This is a genomic window from Veillonella parvula (assembly GCF_036456085.1).
In the GTDB taxonomy this organism is placed as follows: Bacteria; Bacillota; Negativicutes; order Veillonellales; family Veillonellaceae; genus Veillonella; species Veillonella parvula_E.
This window is the reverse complement of record NZ_CP138632.1, coordinates 1,636,251-1,653,216: the sequence shown is the minus strand read 5'-3', so window position 1 is coordinate 1,653,216 and position 16,966 is coordinate 1,636,251. Positions and strand designations below refer to the sequence as shown.

At 39.7% G+C, this 16,966-nt stretch carries 16 protein-coding genes; 8 read left to right on the top strand and 8 right to left on the bottom strand.

Annotated elements, in window-relative coordinates; genetic code table 11:
- Positions 1-7: 7 nt before the first annotated feature.
- The 7 genes from gyrB to dnaA all read right to left on the bottom strand — a co-directional run bounded on the left by gyrB (position 8) and on the right by dnaA (position 7,741).
- Complete coding sequence (gyrB, locus tag PK1910_RS07950; RefSeq protein WP_058948348.1) at positions 8-1,909, bottom strand: DNA topoisomerase (ATP-hydrolyzing) subunit B; 1,902 nt, start codon at positions 1,907-1,909, stop codon at positions 8-10.
- A gap of 77 nt (positions 1,910-1,986) precedes the next feature.
- Positions 1,987-2,235 carry a hypothetical protein gene (locus PK1910_RS07945; RefSeq protein WP_058948347.1) on the bottom strand — a complete coding sequence of 83 codons (249 nt, stop codon included), beginning with the start codon at positions 2,233-2,235 and terminating at the stop codon, positions 1,987-1,989.
- Positions 2,236-2,248: 13 nt separating this feature from the next.
- Entirely contained in the window at positions 2,249-3,151 is a 903-nt protein-coding gene (locus PK1910_RS07940; RefSeq protein ID WP_012863617.1) for a DciA family protein, read from the bottom strand.
- Entirely contained in the window at positions 3,138-4,238 is a 1,101-nt protein-coding gene (gene recF, locus PK1910_RS07935) for a DNA replication/repair protein RecF (RefSeq protein ID WP_058948346.1), read from the bottom strand. The genes PK1910_RS07940 and recF overlap by 14 nt, the downstream gene beginning before the upstream one ends.
- Positions 4,239-4,241: 3 nt before the next feature.
- Positions 4,242-4,475, bottom strand: a complete 234-nt coding sequence (locus tag PK1910_RS07930) for an RNA-binding S4 domain-containing protein (protein WP_012863615.1) — start codon at positions 4,473-4,475, stop codon at positions 4,242-4,244.
- Between the two features lie 252 nt (positions 4,476-4,727).
- On the bottom strand, positions 4,728-5,840 hold the full coding sequence (gene dnaN / locus PK1910_RS07925) for a DNA polymerase III subunit beta (RefSeq protein WP_058948345.1): 1,113 nt from the start codon (positions 5,838-5,840) through the stop codon (positions 4,728-4,730).
- Between the two features lie 326 nt (positions 5,841-6,166).
- Positions 6,167-7,741 (bottom strand): chromosomal replication initiator protein DnaA, encoded by a 1,575-nt coding sequence (dnaA, locus tag PK1910_RS07920; protein WP_058948344.1) that lies wholly within the window; start codon positions 7,739-7,741, stop codon positions 6,167-6,169.
- Between the two features lie 1,057 nt (positions 7,742-8,798).
- Here dnaA and rpmH point away from each other — a divergent pair.
- The 8 genes from rpmH to rsmG all read left to right on the top strand — a co-directional run bounded on the left by rpmH (position 8,799) and on the right by rsmG (position 15,794).
- On the top strand, positions 8,799-8,933 hold the full coding sequence (rpmH, locus tag PK1910_RS07915; RefSeq protein WP_004692946.1) for a 50S ribosomal protein L34: 135 nt from the start codon (positions 8,799-8,801) through the stop codon (positions 8,931-8,933).
- A 79-nt stretch (positions 8,934-9,012) separates the two neighbouring features.
- Positions 9,013-9,372, top strand: coding sequence for a ribonuclease P protein component (rnpA, locus tag PK1910_RS07910; RefSeq protein ID WP_004692947.1), 360 nt, complete (start codon positions 9,013-9,015; stop codon positions 9,370-9,372).
- A 48-nt stretch (positions 9,373-9,420) separates the two neighbouring features.
- Entirely contained in the window at positions 9,421-9,642 is a 222-nt protein-coding gene (yidD, locus tag PK1910_RS07905) for a membrane protein insertion efficiency factor YidD (RefSeq protein WP_012865047.1), read from the top strand.
- A gap of 168 nt (positions 9,643-9,810) precedes the next feature.
- Positions 9,811-10,476 carry a YidC/Oxa1 family membrane protein insertase gene (locus PK1910_RS07900; protein ID WP_004692948.1) on the top strand — a complete coding sequence of 222 codons (666 nt, stop codon included), beginning with the start codon at positions 9,811-9,813 and terminating at the stop codon, positions 10,474-10,476.
- Positions 10,477-10,485: 9 nt separating this feature from the next.
- Complete coding sequence (jag, locus tag PK1910_RS07895) at positions 10,486-11,283, top strand: RNA-binding cell elongation regulator Jag/EloR (protein WP_058948343.1); 798 nt, start codon at positions 10,486-10,488, stop codon at positions 11,281-11,283.
- A 189-nt stretch (positions 11,284-11,472) separates the two neighbouring features.
- Positions 11,473-12,858, top strand: coding sequence for a tRNA uridine-5-carboxymethylaminomethyl(34) synthesis GTPase MnmE (gene mnmE, locus PK1910_RS07890; protein WP_058948342.1), 1,386 nt, complete (start codon positions 11,473-11,475; stop codon positions 12,856-12,858).
- Between the two features lie 188 nt (positions 12,859-13,046).
- Positions 13,047-14,918: a tRNA uridine-5-carboxymethylaminomethyl(34) synthesis enzyme MnmG gene (gene mnmG / locus PK1910_RS07885; protein WP_058948341.1), complete on the top strand. Its 1,872-nt coding sequence runs from the start codon at positions 13,047-13,049 to the stop codon at positions 14,916-14,918.
- 123 nt (positions 14,919-15,041) lie between these two features.
- Positions 15,042-15,794, top strand: a complete 753-nt coding sequence (gene rsmG, locus PK1910_RS07880; protein WP_058948340.1) for a 16S rRNA (guanine(527)-N(7))-methyltransferase RsmG — start codon at positions 15,042-15,044, stop codon at positions 15,792-15,794.
- Positions 15,795-16,091: 297 nt separating this feature from the next.
- On the opposite strand, the gene PK1910_RS07875 is transcribed toward rsmG, so the two are convergent.
- A complete protein-coding gene (locus tag PK1910_RS07875) occupies positions 16,092-16,949 on the bottom strand; it encodes a methylenetetrahydrofolate reductase (protein WP_004698072.1) in 858 nt (285 codons plus the stop codon).
- Positions 16,950-16,966 lie beyond the last annotated feature (17 nt).

Sequence of the window (16,966 nt, the reverse complement as noted above, 5' to 3'; positions counted from 1 at the left end):
TCACCTCTTACAAATCTAGATTACGCACGTATTTTGCGTTATCTTCAATAAATTTACGACGAGGCTCTACCTTATCACCCATGAGGACTGTAAAGATTTTGTCAGCTTCGATAGAATCTTCTAAGCTAACTTGTAAAATCGTACGATTATCAGGGTTCATTGTAGTTTCCCATAATTGTTCAGGATTCATTTCACCTAAACCTTTGTAACGTTGGATTGTAGTACCATCGCGGCCTACTTCATCAAGTTTAGCAGTCAACTCTGCATCAGAGTATACATACCAGTGGGATTTACCCTTCTTGATTTGATACAAAGGTGGTTGAGCAATATAGATATGACCTTCTTCTACCAATGGTTTCATATAGCGGTAGAAGAATGTTAATAACAATGTACGGATGTGAGCGCCGTCAACGTCCGCATCTGTCATGATGATAATCTTGTTATAACGGGATTTTGTAATATCAAATTCATCGCCAATACCTGTACCAAAAGCAGTAATCATGGAGCGAATTTCGTTATTAGCCAAAATCTTATCTAGACGTGCTTTTTCTACGTTGAGGATTTTACCACGCAATGGCAAAATCGCTTGGTAGCGACGATCGCGACCTTGTTTTGCAGAACCACCTGCAGAATCACCTTCCACAAGATAAATTTCAGTCATAGATGTATCTTTTTCGGAGCAGTCCGCCAATTTACCAGGAAGGCTAGATACTTCCAACGCATTTTTACGGCGTGTTAAGTCGCGGGCTTTACGAGCAGCCTCACGAGCACGGCTTGCCATCGTTGCTTTTTCGATAATCTTCTTCGCATCTTGCGGATGTTCTTCGAAGAATGTTTTAAGACCTTCTGTAACGATAACGTCTGTAATACCTTTAACTTCACTATTGCCAAGTTTAGTTTTTGTTTGGCCCTCAAATTGAGGTTCCAACACTTTTACAGATACGACAGCTGTCAAACCTTCACGTACGTCTTCACCGGAAAGATTAGACTCACTTTCCTTGATCAAACCAGATTTACGGCCATAATCATTGAGGGTACGAGTCAAGGCAGCACGGAAACCAGATAGATGTGTACCACCGTCAATAGTATTGATGTTATTTACGAAGGACAATAAATTTTCGCTATAGCTATCGTTATATTGCAATGCCACATCTACCACAACATCGTCTTTTGTATTTTCAATGTTGATAACAGTTGGATTAATTGCTTCTTTATTTTCGTTCAAGAAGGTAATGAAAGAAACCAAACCACCTTCATAGTGGAAGCTTTCAACACGAGGTTCCTCTAAGCGCAAATCGCTCAATGTAATGCGAAGGCCTTTGTTAAGGAATGCCAATTCTTGTAAACGCATTTTCAATGTATCAAAGCTGAATACGGTAGTTTCAAAGATTTCTGCATCTGGCTTGAAAATAACTGTAGTACCAGTTCCTGAAGCCTTGCCGATTTCGTGCAACTCGGAAGTTTTATGACCACGAGCAAAGGAAATCTCTTGAACAATGCCATTTTGAGATACTTGAACCTTAGTCCATTCACTCAACGCATTAACTACGGAAATACCTACGCCATGAAGACCACCAGATACCTTGTAACCGCCACCGCCGAATTTACCACCTGCATGCAATTTCGTTAATACTAACTCTACCGCAGACATACCAGATTCATGCATCCCTGTTGGAATACCACGACCATCATCGACAACAGTAACACTGTTATCTGGATTGATGGATACTTCGATATGTGTAGCGTAACCAGCAAGCGCTTCGTCTACAGAGTTATCTACAACTTCGTATACGAGGTGATGCAAACCACGAGCAGACGTACTACCAATATACATCCCTGGGCGTTTACGCACTGCGTCTAGACCCTCAAGAACCTGAATATTCTGAGCGCTATAATTTTGTTCAGGCATGAAACAAACTCCTCCTAACAATCTATCATACTGTACTTGATTGAAATAAAGTGACAAAACATGTACAGGATTAAACTTTATCTCTTTATTATACTATAAAACTCATCAATCCGTCTCATTAAAGTCTTAATACTGATACCAGATCCATACACACAAGCATCAGTGACCACGTATGTCTTAATTTGCTCCTCTGGCACCATGGCGATATATTCTAGCGTTTCATAGTGATGAATAGGACTTTTATGGGACTTTCCGCCCTTGGCATGCACCATCGTAATGATGGATTCTATAGGCACGGAAATGGTATCTCCAATATGAACGTACATAAGAATGCCCCCTCTACTTTTCTAATGTCCCATTAAGAGCATCAATTTTGCGCTGTTCTTCTTCAGCGAGGAACTTTGATCGATATTTATTACACAAATTGATAACATGCTGATCCGTTAGCTCATCAGGTTTCTTATGAGTGATGAGCATGGCCACCATAAACATATGACGGCGATTGATAGATCCTTTATAAATCTTATCCAGGTAAAAGTATATGGATTCCCGCATCGCTTCTGCAAAGTCTGGGAAGGTACACTGTATAAATTGCTGACAGTCGCTGTATTTAAAGTATGGATACTTTCTAATAACAGACTTAATGTCCTTAATATGTTTTCGATGCAATTCATATTCACAAGTCGGACAGATTTCTTTTTTAGATTCCATGTGCATGCCACATCGCTTACAACGATGATACCCATGCTGCTCTAAATATATTTCACGCTTTCGAGCCGTAATTTGTACTTTTCTGAAAGCAGCTCGTAATTCTTCGTTATCCGTTTGTTCTAAGGATTTATCGATGGCATCTACATCTTCTTTTGAAAGCACGATATTAGCAAAATTAATACGTTTTGTAATAATCTGTTCATCAGGAATCGTTAGAGACGTATTAATTTCTACTTTCACATAGCTCTGACGTTTCATGATGAATCGAATATCGGTAATTACCTCTTGGCGGTAATACTTGTTGATAGCCTCGATGATACGTCGTTTTTGCATCTGTAATTCCTGCATCCACATGGAATTATCTGCACTGATAACCATGTCTGGAGGCTTGATAGACACAATTTTCGTATGATCAGCAATAACATCGCCTACTACATCACGCCACTTGTGAACGAGGGTATTTAATTTATATTGTTCCAGTAAATTCAGTTCTGCTAAGGCCTTTGGTAAACAAAGATCAAGGCTGTCCATACTGAACATTTCCCCCTTCACAAGAAATAAATTGAACGGATTTCAAATCTTTAAAATCGTGAATATCTGTAGTGGTAATAAATGTTTGAATTCGTTTATGAATAAACTGCAATAAATTCACTCGTCTCGACTCATCAAGTTCGCTCAATACATCATCCAAGAGAAGAACTGGATATTCTCCTACCTCTGACTTGATAAACTCAAGTTCACTCAACTTTAAGGACAATACAGCGGTTCGTTGCTGACCTTGCGATCCAAATTTCTTTAAATCCATAGCATCGGAAAAGAATCTTAAATCATCGCGATGAGGACCTACACTAGTGCTCAAACGATGACGATCTTGCGGCAACGCTGCTTTGATGCGTTCGTAAAAGCCTTCCCTTGTATATTCTAATGAACCATTGTCCATATACGGCTGTTCATAACCGATGGTTAAATTCTCGAGTCCACCCGTCAATTTACGATTCATCAAATCGATGAGCAGATTAATTTTTTTCAAACTTTCTAATCGTTTCTTTACGATAAAGCTCGCCATATCTGCTAGCTGCAAATCCCATTCTTCAAGAGGAATATTATTCTTTCCCCTATATTCTTTTAGGACTGCATTTCGTTGCTGTAACAACCGATTATACTGCATCAATTGATGATAGTAAGTAGCGCTGGTCTGAGATATTTCCATATCTAGGAAACGCCTACGACCAGACGGAGTTCCCTTAATGAGCTGTAAGTCTTCAGGACAAAAGATAACTGTATTTAATGTACCAATCAGTTCTTTTTGAGATATTTTTGTGTCGTTTAAACGAATATCCTTGGCCCCTTGGCGGAATAATTTAATATTTACCTTTTGAGGCGTATCTTTTTTCTCGAATTTTACAACTATGCCTGCTTCTTCAGCATTAAACATGAGCATATCCGATGTATCATTAGTACGATGGCTTTTACCAATCGTACCAACATAAATCGATTCGAGGATATTCGTCTTACCAGCCCCATTGGTGCCGTGCAGAACGATAATCTCAGGGTTAAACTGTATCTGTACATCCTTATAATTACGAAACTGGAATAATTGCAGTGAGTCAATTCTCACCGATTATGCCTCCTCTTGTGTAATTATGAGGTCTACATCGAGACCTTCACAAGAAATCACATCACCAACGCGGCATTTCTTGCGTTTTTCAGTTACAACCTGACCATTCAAGGTAAGGATGCCTTCATCGATGAAAGATTTTATTTGACCACCTGTTTCAATGATGCCTTCTAACTTCAACAACTGATCAATTTGAATGTACTCCGTATGAATGGGTACCTGCTGTTTCTCTTTCATAACGTCCTCCTATTTGGACAATTTGCATAATAATATATATCATACTGAGTCCAGGTCGCTCTCTGAGCATTTTTCTTCGAAAAATTGCACGCTCCGACCAAAGTTATATTTGGTTGGAGCCCAAAGCACAGTTCTTCACTGTGGATTTTCTTAGATAACTTTGTTATCTAGAAAATCTTACGTTCAGAACAAAGCGATGCAGTGTCTCTGTCGTCGCAAGCTCCTCCATTGACTACTGCCCTGCTTTTACTTTTATGCATTCGTGCGAACTGGTGTTACTACGTATGTATAGTTCGGATTATTGTCTTGGCGAATGACAACAGGACCATTTTGTTTTAAGAACAAGTGGATATTGTCACCTGTGCTGTGACGCAAGATGTCAGAGATGTAGCGACCATTGAAGGAGATTGTGAAAGGTGTGCCTTTAAATTCAACAGCTACGTCTTCTTTTGCCATACCGATTTCAGTATTTTGAGTAGACAATGTGACATTACTTTCAGACCAATCATAACGAATTACATTATAGCTGATGTCTTTAGCCAACAAGGATACGCGATCAACAGCACCAGCAAATTCGCGGCGATCAATTACAGCGCTAGAATCGAATTGAGAAGGAATTACCTTTTCATATTCAGGATATGTGCCTTCGATTAAGCGAGAAATAATATAAATAGATTCAAAATTAAATACGATTTGTGTACGATTCCAAATGATATTGATCATAGCTGGATTATCTGTTGGTAATAAACGAGATACTTCAGCCAACGTTTTTGTAGGGATGATAGCGCGCATTGGAGTCGTTGCTGGTTCATCGATGGTAATTTTTTTAACAGCCATACGGTGTGTATCGGTAGCAACCATAGTCACTTCGTTTTCTTTGATTTCAAGAAGAGCACCGGTAAATACAGGTCGATCTTCATCAGTAGCAGCTGCATAATTTGTTAAATCGATGAGTTCTTTCATAGCAAAGCTATCGATGTTTACATGATCTTGGTCGTGAATTTGTTCCACCAAGGAAAAATCATCTGGGTGTAATGTAACAAGGTTAAATTCGGAAGATCCAGATGTGATGGTCAAAGAACTTCCGTCTTCTGGTTTGTAAAGTTCAATAGTATCGCCAGGCAATTTGCGAATTAATTCTTGGAAATAGCGGGAACCTACCACTAAAGTACCAGGTTCTTTAATGTCTCCATCGATGGTTAAGCGAATGCCGAGTTCAAAGTCGTTACCTTGCAATTCTACTTGACCATTTTTTGTAGTCATATAAATAGCGCCTGGTAAGTTGGAACTTGTTTTATTTTGAGATACCTTTTGCAATACGTTAATTGCTTTTTGGAGATTTGCTTTAGGGAATGTAATATGCATATGTTACTCCTTTATAATTTTTATATATTGTAAAAGCACTAATAATTAATTGCTTTGTTTGTAATATTCTATGTTTACTATCTTAGATGCTCTATAGATATTCTACGGTAGATCTATTTCTACTGGTTTTTTGATTGTTTGTTAGTTTTAGTAGTAGTAATAGTAGGGGCCTGTTTATATGTGTAAAAGTGATTTGGCGCTATTAACTGTGTGAATTATGAGTTGTGTATAACTATGTTGATAGTTTGTACCTACTTATCCACATATTAACATCAAAGTATGAGTTTTAGGATATCCACAAAGTTATTCACCGTATATCCACAGAGTTATCCACAGGTTGTTAATTTCTGTTTAATTTCTGCAACCATTCGTTTAGTTTCTTCGTTTTTTTCAATTTCCTTCGTTATTTTATCGTACGCATGGAGAATTGTCGTATGATCACGAGAAAAAGCTGCTGCGATTTGAGGATAGCTTTCATTGATCATATCGCGGCATAGATACATGGCGATTTGCCGTGGAAATGCGAATTGGGCTTTTCGTTTCTTGCCGAGTAGGTCTTGCTTTTTAATATTGAAATAAGAACTAACAAAATTCTGGATGCTTTCAATATTAACCATATTCACCTCTTCGGTATGAACGAGGCCCGCCAAGGCGTGTTTTGTGTATTCTAGGTCGATAGATTCGAGACGTTGATCGATGGATGCTGTACCGATGAGCTTGGTAAAAGCACCTTGCAATACGCGGACGTTTTCGCTAAATTGCAATGCTACGTAGTTAATTGAATCATTATCGATACGAATAATGCGATTCTTTTTATATTCTCGTTCGAGCAGTGATCTGAAGATGGCAATGCGTGTTTCTAAATCTGGATTTTCCATTGTGGCAATGTAACCAGCTTGGAAACGAGAGCGAAGACGATCTTCGAACTGCTCCATATCGTTTGGCATCGTATCAGAGGTAAGAACGATTTGCTTGTTGTTATTTAATAATTCATTGAACGTATTAAATAGTTCAGTTTTCGTACTTTCACGGCTTTCAAGGAACTGAATATCGTCAATCATGAGCACATCGATATTGCGGAATGTGTTGCGGAACAATTTACCTTGGTTGCGCTGTAATGTTTCAACGAAAATATTCATAAAGTTTTCGCTCGTAATAGACATGACCTTCATATGTGGATGATTTTCCTTGATAGCATTACCGATGGCGTGCATCAAGTGTGTTTTGCCGAGGCCCGATGGACCATAGATAAAGAGCGGATTATAGTCTCCACCTGGAAATTCAGCTACATTTTGAGCGGCTCCAAATGGTATTCGGTTCGCATTGCCCGTTACATAATTATCAAAACGGTATGCCGGATTGAGATTAGATAGTGATAAATCCACAGGTACATTGTCAGACTGTAATGTTGGCGTTGTTTCTGATGGTTTCTTTGGTGTCGCTACCATTGGTTCGTCTGGAATCTCCACAGGCGCTGGCGTGCGGTCGATATAGACAGGATCTTGATAGACTGGTGTGTAAAACTCCTCTTGATGAGCCTTTTCCTCTACTATAGGTGGTAAAGGCATCGGCGGTGCTACAACAGGCGTATCGATGAGATTTTCATCAACAAAGGTAGTATCTACACTTTCTTGATTGAAATCGAATAACACCATATCTCGATGGGAACCGATAACCGTAGTAATCGCATCCTGCAAAGCCTTGCTAATCTGTGGCTGCTGGTCGATTAAGTTTTTTACAAATGTTTGCATGACCCCAATATGGATCGAATGACTTTCGAGAGACATGGGAATCAACGATGACGTGACGCGCAAATACAATGCGTCAGGTAAATGTTGCATATTCTTTTTCGCCTCTTGCAATATATGCTCCCATATATTATTTAAATCAAATGATTGCATGACGTGCCTCTTGTGAATAACTATTGCAATAAATGTGTATAACTTTAGGAATAATGTGCATAACTATTGTAAAAGCTGTGGAAAAAACTATTATTCCTGTGAATAACTTGTGTATAACCTGTGAATAAGTAAAAATAAAAGTCTATTTTATATAGATAATTACTGACTTTTCAGTTTTTATAAACTAAAAGAGAAAAAATGTGGATAACTTCGAAAGTTATCCATCAAAAACCTATAAAAATATATAATTTTTCCTAATTTCAAGTATGATTGTACCAAAAAATAAGTAATTTGTCATTCAATCTGTGGATAACTTTTGATTATCTGAAGGAAATGTGTTAATAAATCAATAATTATCTTATCATTTGTTCATCAATTACTTTTGGGGGAGGAATGAAAACTACTTTTATCGCTCCATTCTAACGCAAGTCGCTCAAAAAGTAGTTTTCATTCCCCTCCTCCAATAAGATAATTTTTATGATTATTATACACATAGATGGAAAAGTAATTGATGAACATAACAACATCAACCTTCAGATAATCAAAAATAAATGATAGATAAAAATGACAAACTAGTGATTTTTCTAAAAGGGAGTCTTAGGAGCAGGAATAGATGTGGATTTTTGACCGACTTACGATGAGTATGGAGGGAGAAAACCACATCTATTCCTCCCCTCTCTTCAACTGGAGATCAAAACATAAATTTGCCAAAGTATAAAAAGATTTGAATTGTGAGTTCTTGTATGTTGATAAATTGATGTTACGTTTACATCGTGTAGTGGTGTTGAAGGTGACATTAGGGTTGCCTTAGGAGGGAATATAGGGTCCTTTTGAGCGACTTTACGATGAGTATGGAGCGATGAAGGAGCCCTATATTCCTCCCCCTGGAAACGTAACATCAATTACAGGATAAAATGTGTAGTAGAATTATTTTCAGAAATACAAGAACTCACAGCAGAACCCCTTTATTATATTGACAAATTTACGTTTTACCTCTATAATTACCCTGTTATGGTATAAGTAAAACAATACAGAATGACGAGGAGGTGTTTTACTAATGAAACGTACTTACCAACCAAATACTCTTTGGAGAAAACGTACCCATGGTTTCCGTGAACGCATGAAAACTATTGGTGGCCGTCTCGTTTTGAAAAGAAGACGTGCAAAAGGCAGAAAACGCTTATCTGCATAATATAATAGCTGTTAGGCAGGAGAAAAAACTTGGCGCTGCTGCCAAGTTTTTCTATTCTTAGGACTTAAGGACAATGCATATGGATTATTGCCTTGATAAAGCAAGACGACTGACGCACAATAATGAATATCGCCTTGTGTATAAGCACGGAAAATACGAAGTAGGCCGTATGTGTGTACTGTATCGTATGCCCGTGGCAAAGCAACCTACGCGCATTGGTTTTGTAACAGGTAAAAAGGTTGGTTGTGCAGTGGAGCGCAACCGAGCTAGACGCCTGATGAAAGAGGTATATCGCCTCAATCAGCACGCCATTCGCGAAGGGTATCATATCGTAATTGTTGGACGTGGCCCTCTGAAAAACGCTACCTACGAAAAAGCGGAAAAGGAGATTTTGTATCTCTTGCGAAAAAGCAAATTATTGATACAAAATGATAAATAGGACCACAAGTTAGAGGCTTTGGTCCTTTTTGTGTATATGGAGGTTTCCATGAAACGCTGTATAACCATGCTTTTACGACTTTTAATTAGGTTTTATCAGCTCGCCATATCTCCCTTAAAACCTGGATGTTGCCGTTATTATCCGACATGTTCCACATATACTCTGCAGGCCATCGAAAAATATGGTCCTTTGAAAGGTAGCTGGATGGGTTTAAAACGCATTCTTCGCTGTCATCCTTTCCACAAGGGTGGCTACGATCCAGTTCCCTAACCCACGTGGGATTAGGCTGGATGTGTTCTGTAAAAGTAACTTTCACCATCACCATCAAGCACAGTTTTGGAAATACCTGAGCATCTGTATGGATGAAATTTAGACCATACCATAACGATATATAGATGCGCAAAGGACGATTTCGGACTGTATGAAAAAGGAGAAACAATGGACTTTTTAAGTGGTATTTTCCAACCTATCGTTGATTTAATGAGCACATTGGTAACTTATGCATTCCAATTGACTCAAATGATAGGTTATCCAAGCTACGGTGTGGCTATTATCCTTTTAACAATCGTTATTAAAGCGATTTTGGCACCACTTACTGTTAAGCAAATTAAATCCATGAAGGCTATGCAAGAATTGCAGCCTCGCATGAAACAATTGCAAGATAAATACAAAAACGATCCTGCAAAACTGCAAGCGGAAATGGGTGCATTGTACAAAGAAATGGGCGTTAACCCATTGGCTGGTTGCTTGCCATTGTTGGTACAAATGCCATTCTTGATCGCGATTTACTGGGCTTTGAAAGATTACCCATACGATCCAAACTTTGTACAATTCTTGTGGTTGCCTAGCCTTGGCGATCCAGATCCAATGTATATCTTACCTATTTTGAGTGCATTATCCACATGGGTTATGTCTCGTCAAACTAGTAATGGTGCAACTGGTGCAGCTGCGCAACAACAAAAGATTATGACAATCTTTATGCCTTTATTCATTGGTTACATTTCTTTGAGCTTCCCATCTGGTCTCGTTATCTACTGGGTAGTTTCTAACGTATTCCAATTGATTCAACAGCATTTCATTTACAAAAATTTGAACGCTAAGTAGGAGGCAATTATGGAATTTATCGATGTATCTGCTAAAACCATTGAAGATGCCATTGCTAAAGGTGTAGCTCAATTAGCCGCTGAAGGCCAAGAATTGGTAGAAACTAAAGTCTTAGAACAACCTTCTAGTGGATTTTTAGGCATTGGTCGTAAACCAGCAGTTGTTCGCTTATTTTTCACCGCTTTGGCCCAATCTGTTACTGCAAAAGAAGTAGCTAACACAGAAGAACAATCTGTAGCTATTGCTTCCGAACCAGTGGCAACAAGCGAAACAGAAGTACAAGATACAGCAGTTGAAACTTCTGAAAGTACTATAACGGAAAAACCTTCTAAAAAAGAACTTTCAAAAGAAGATCAACAAGAAATTGCTGAAAAAGGTAAACAATTCCTCGATGATATGTTTACACAAATGGGCCTCACTGTAGTTATCGAAAAGATGATGACTAAAGACAAGATTACATTCCAAGTACACGGCGAAGATTTAGGTATTTTGATCGGCAAACATGGTCAAACATTGGATGCTATTCAATACTTAACAAATCTCGTGGCTCACAAGGATGTATCTGGCCACTGCCATATCGTGGTAGATGTGGAAAACTATCGTTCTCGCCGAGAAGAAACATTGGTAAATCTCGCGAAACGTTTGGCTTCTAAGGTGAAACGCAACCGTCAAAAGGTTTCCTTAGAACCGATGAATGCTTTTGAACGTAAAATCATTCACACTGCCCTTCAAGGCGACAAAAACGTTGTTACCAACAGTGAGGGGGACGAGCCGTTCCGTCACGTTGTGATTTCGTACAAAAAATAAAATATAGTGGTGCAGCTTTCAAGTAACTGATATCCTCGGTTGCTTGAGGGCTGTTCCCTTTATTCTTTAGGTTATGGTGAAAGCTAACCTAAGTTAATCTTCGCATGCAAAGATTAGTTTAGTTTAACTTTCACAGGCGAAGAACATATACAAAAACAAATACTAGATAATCGAAATACGGAGATATGTATGTATATAGATGATACAATAGCGGCCATTGCAACACCGCCCGGCATCGGTGGGGTTGGTATTATTCGGGTCAGCGGCAAGGATAGTTTTCCTATTGTAAATAGCCTGTTCAAGAGCGTTGGCACCGTTCCTTTGATGGACCGCCAAAATAGAACGATTCAATATGGGACCATTGTGGACCCAGCGACGAACAAAACTATCGACGAGGTTCTTGTACTATTAATGAAAGGGCCTCATTCCTACACGGCGGAAGATGTGGTAGAAATTCAGTGTCACGGCGGCATTGTGCCAGTTCGACAAATTCTAAAATTGCTCGTCAATCACGATGTACGCATGGCTGAGGCCGGTGAATTTACGAAACGCGCCTTTATGAACGGACGTATCGACCTCACCCAAGCGGAGGCAATCATTGATATTATTGAAGCAAAAACAGAGGACTCCCTCTCTCTCGCTGTATCTCAGCTAGACGGGACCGTTTCGTCTTTTGTGAAAGATGTGCGTGAACAGCTCATCGCCATGATTGCTCATTTAGAGGTAACCATCGACTATCCTGAGGAGGATATCGAGGACGTAACGAGCCAAGAGGTTCGTGAACAGCTAGAGCCTATTTTGAAAGCCATGGATGATCTCTTGTCCACAGCGAATACAGGTCGCCTCATTCGCGATGGTATTACGACAGTTATTGTAGGCCGTCCAAATGCAGGTAAATCGAGCTTGATGAACGCTCTCTTGCGCGAAAACCGCGCTATCGTAACGGATATTCCTGGTACAACAAGGGACAGCATTGAAGAATATATGACCGTAGAAGGCATTTCTTTACGCCTCATCGATACGGCAGGTATTCGGAATACACAAGATACGGTAGAAGCCCTTGGTGTGGAGCGTGCTCGCGATTATATCAACAAAGCAGACATCGTGCTCTGCGTTATTGACGGATCTACTCCGTTAAACTCTGAAGAAATCGAAATTTTGACCTCTGTGAGCGGTTTGAATACTATCGTACTCCTTAATAAGTCCGATGTGGCACAAGTCGTTACAGATGAAAATATTAAAGAACACGGAACCTTCACGGCTATCGAACGAATCAGTGCTAAAGAAGGCGAAGGCTCTGCGGTTCTTGCCAAATGGGTGCAAGAACTCGTCTACGGCGGTCGCGTAAAACAAGACAATAGCGCCATGATCAGTAATGTGCGCCACATCAGCCTCATGGAACAAGCGAAGGCTCAAGTAGAACAAGCCCTCTCCTCTATCGACATGGGCATGCCTGTAGACTTTGTAGCCACCGACCTGCGTAGCGCTTGGGAACTACTAGGCGACATCACAGGCGATACCATCCGAGAATCCATGATCGACGAACTCTTCAGTCGTTTTTGTTTAGGTAAGTAAAAGCAGGGCAGTAGTCAATGGAGGAGCTTGCGACGACAGGGACACTGCATCGCTTTGGTCGGAGCGTGCAATTTTTCGAAGAAAAATGCTCAGCGAGCGACCTGTACTCTGGGCTATTCGGCCTCGTAGTTTGAATAAAATATACTTTCACAATAAGATAAGTAACAAATATAAGGAATTTAATTGATATGTACACAGTAGATAATTATGATGTCATCGTCATCGGTGGTGGTCATGCTGGTTGTGAGGCGGCCCTCGCCGCTGCCCGCATGGGTCATCGCACGTTGATGGCGACCATCAGTTTAGATAATATTGCGCTTATGCCGTGCAACCCTGCCGTGGGTGGCCCTGGTAAAAGCCATCTTGTTTACGAAGTTGACGCATTAGGCGGTCAAATGGGTATCAATGCGGATGCTACAGCTATCCAAATGCGTATGCTCAATATGGGCAAAGGACCTGCCGTTCATTCTTTGCGCTGCCAATCTGACAAGATTAAATACCAACATTTGATGAAACGAACATTGGAGAATACAGATAATCTCAATGTTAAGCAAATCATGGTGACAGAACTTAAGGTTGAGGATGACAAGGTAACAGGTATCGTTACAGAGCTTGGTGAATTCTATGGCGCTAAGGCTATTATTCTTTGTACAGGTACCTATTTGAAAGGTAAAATCCTCATCGGTGATATCGATTATGTGGGCGGTCCAAATGGTCAACGCGTAGCAGAACATTTCTCTCAATCCTTACTCGATAATGGTATTGAATTGATGCGCTTTAAAACGGGTACACCAGCACGTGTAGATAAACGTACTTTAAACCTCGAAAATATGGTAGTTCAAGAAGGCGATGCACATCATCACGCATTTTCCTTCATGGATGAATGGATTAATCGTAATGAAGATGTATGTTGGTTGACCTATACTAATAAAGAAACGCACGAAATCATTCATAGCAATATTCACCGGGCTCCTATGTATAGTGGCAAAATCGAAGGCGTAGGCCCTCGTTACTGTCCTTCCATCGAAGATAAAGTAGTGCGCTTTGCCGATAAAGAACGCCATCAATTATTCGTAGAACCAGAAGGCACGGGTACAAATGAAATGTATGTACAAGGTATGAGTACGTCTCTTCCAATGGATGTACAATATGCTTTCTTGCGTACCATCCCAGGTCTTGAGAATGTTGAAATTATGCGTCCTGCCTATGCTATCGAATACGATTGCTTGAATCCAATGCAATTGACACCAGCACTTCAAGTGAAACATATTGAAGGTCTCTACTCTGCAGGTCAAGCCAACGGTACATCTGGCTATGAAGAAGCGGCTGCTCAAGGCCTTATGGCTGGTATCAACGCAGCATTGTGGATTCAAGGAAAGGAACCGTTCATCCTTGCTCGCTCCGAAGCGTACATCGGTGTTCTTATCGATGATCTTGTAACAAAAGGTACAAATGAACCGTACCGCATGATGACAAGCCGCAGTGAATACCGTCTATTGCTTCGTCAAGATAATGCAGACCTGCGTCTTACAGAAAAAGGCCGTGAAATCGGTCTTGTAAAAGACGATCGTTGGGCCAAATTTACAGCCAAGAAAGCTGCTATCGAAGAAGCAATGGATATGTTACGAAATACACCTGTCAATCCGTCTAAAGAAACACAAGCTTTGCTTGAAAGTTTAGGTACAGCACCTATTAGAACAGGTATTCACGCTTATGATTTAGTAAAACGTAACGAACTCTCTTACGCCGTCGTAGCCGATGCATTTGGTTTGAAACGCTATACACCTGATGTAGAGGAAGCTGTCGATATTTCCATTACCTACGAAGGTTACATCAAAAAGCAAATGGAGCAAGTCGATAAGATTCGTAAACTAGAAGAAAAAATTCTTCCAAAAGAATGGGATTATACACAAATCAAGGGCATTTCCCTTGAAGCTCAACAAAAGCTCAACAAAATTCGTCCTCACTCCATCGGCCAAGCAAGCCGTATCTCTGGCGTATCACCTGCGGACGTATCTGTTCTGTTGATCCAACTCGAACAATACAACAGAAGTAAATAAAATAGCATGTAATAACATGCATTTTATATGAACTTTTTAGAAGATATTTCTTACAGATTTTAAAAGATATTTCCTACAGATCTTATTGTCCTATACATATTAGACAATTCATTAGGAGTACTTATGAAAGAAAAATACGATGTGCCTATAGCACCTCAGTCTGAATTTGTTTCGTACATGATGGAGCAAATGAGCCATTTTGGCTTGCCTTGTACGGAAGAGCAAGCAAAAGACTTTTACATGTATTATGCGCATATGATTGAAACAAATAAATATCTCAATTTAACGGGTATTACGGATATGAAAGAAGTCGTGGTTAAGCACATGATTGACTCCCTCTCCTGTTATGATTCTGAAATTATCAAATCTGGTATGACGATTATCGATGTTGGTACCGGTGCAGGTTTCCCTGGTATTCCATTGGCTATCTATGACCGTAGCCTCAAGGTTACCCTGTTTGATTCTTTGAAAAAGCGGCTTACCTTTTTGGAATCGATTATAGATGAACTAAATTTGACGAACTGTACTACTTTACACGGACGTGCGGAGGATTTGAGTCATCAAGATTACCGTGAAAGCTTCGATGTTGCTACGAGCCGTGCCGTGGCACGCTTGCCGATTCTTTTAGAATGGACTGTGCCATATGTAAAAGAAGGTGGCTACGTTGTTGCTTTAAAAGGAGCTATCTACGAAGAAGAAGTTAAAGAATCTAATAAAGCCCTTAGCACACTAAAGGCTACTATCGAAGAAGTAAGAACCGTTACTTTGCCAACCTTAGACGATAAACGTGCAATCATATATATGAAGAAAACGGGAAAAACACCAAAACAATATCCACGAAAACCAAAAGAAATTAAAGACAAACCGTTAGTATAGCAGTTAATGATTTAGGCGTAGAAACTAATATAAATAAACTCTATGCTATATTGCTACATAAAGAAAAAGAGGATGCAAATCTTAGATCTGCATCCTCTTTTTTTTCTTAGTAACGAATTAGTTCGCATTCCCTCCCCTACCCTATATCTATTAAATGATATCGTTTACAACAAAATTATATATTTTGTTCACTATATGAGGCGGAGATAAAGATACATATAACACCTTTCCCTAAGAACGACTTAGTTCACTATGGAGGTCGTGGGAAAGGTGTTATATGTTAATCTTAGAATGACTTTATACGTGGTCAATAATATATAATGTTGTATCGATATCATTTAAAGGCATAATATGTACGCCTGCTGCCATTTTCTTGATTTGTTCAAGTGTTTCGATTGCAATTTCTGTACCCGCCTCTTTACCACCTTTTTCCATGCGGTCCAAGATTTCTTGAGTAAGATTGATTCCAGGCACTTTTTCATGGAGGTATGTAGCCATTTTAAAGCTTTTAAGTGGAATCAAACCAAGCATGATAGGTACATCGAATTCAGACATCTTGTCAATGTAGCGTTTTGCCTGTTCTAAATCGTAAATTGGTTGTGTTTGTACAAAGTGAGCGCCATTTTGAATTTTAGCAGCTAATTTTTGGCGTTCAATCTCTAAATCTGGAGCACCAGGATTACCAGTTGCACCGATGTAGAAGTTCGTAGGTGCGTCTAGGTCATTACCTGCAAGGTCTTTGCCTGCATTTAATGTCTTAGCGATGTTGAGTAGTCCCATACAGTCGACTTCAAATACGGATTGTGCAAATGGATGGTCCCCATTATCTGGTTTATCACCAGTGAGTGTTAAAATATTATGCACGCCCAAAGCTGCTGCACCGAGTAATTCAGATTGCAATCCGATAATATTACGGTCGCGGCATGTAAGGTGGAAAATAGTTTCAATTTCTTTGTTATGTTGTAATAAATAAGAAAGAGAAATTGGGCTCATGCGCATTTTGGACATAGGGCTATCAGCGATGTTGATAGCATCCACCTTCCCTTTCAAACGGGCTGCTTGTTCGAAGGTCTTTTCTGCAGAACTGCTTTTAGGAGGATCCAATTCAACAGTAATGGTGAACTGCCCTTGTTGATGTTTTTCTCGTAATGTCATCATGTACCTCGTTACTA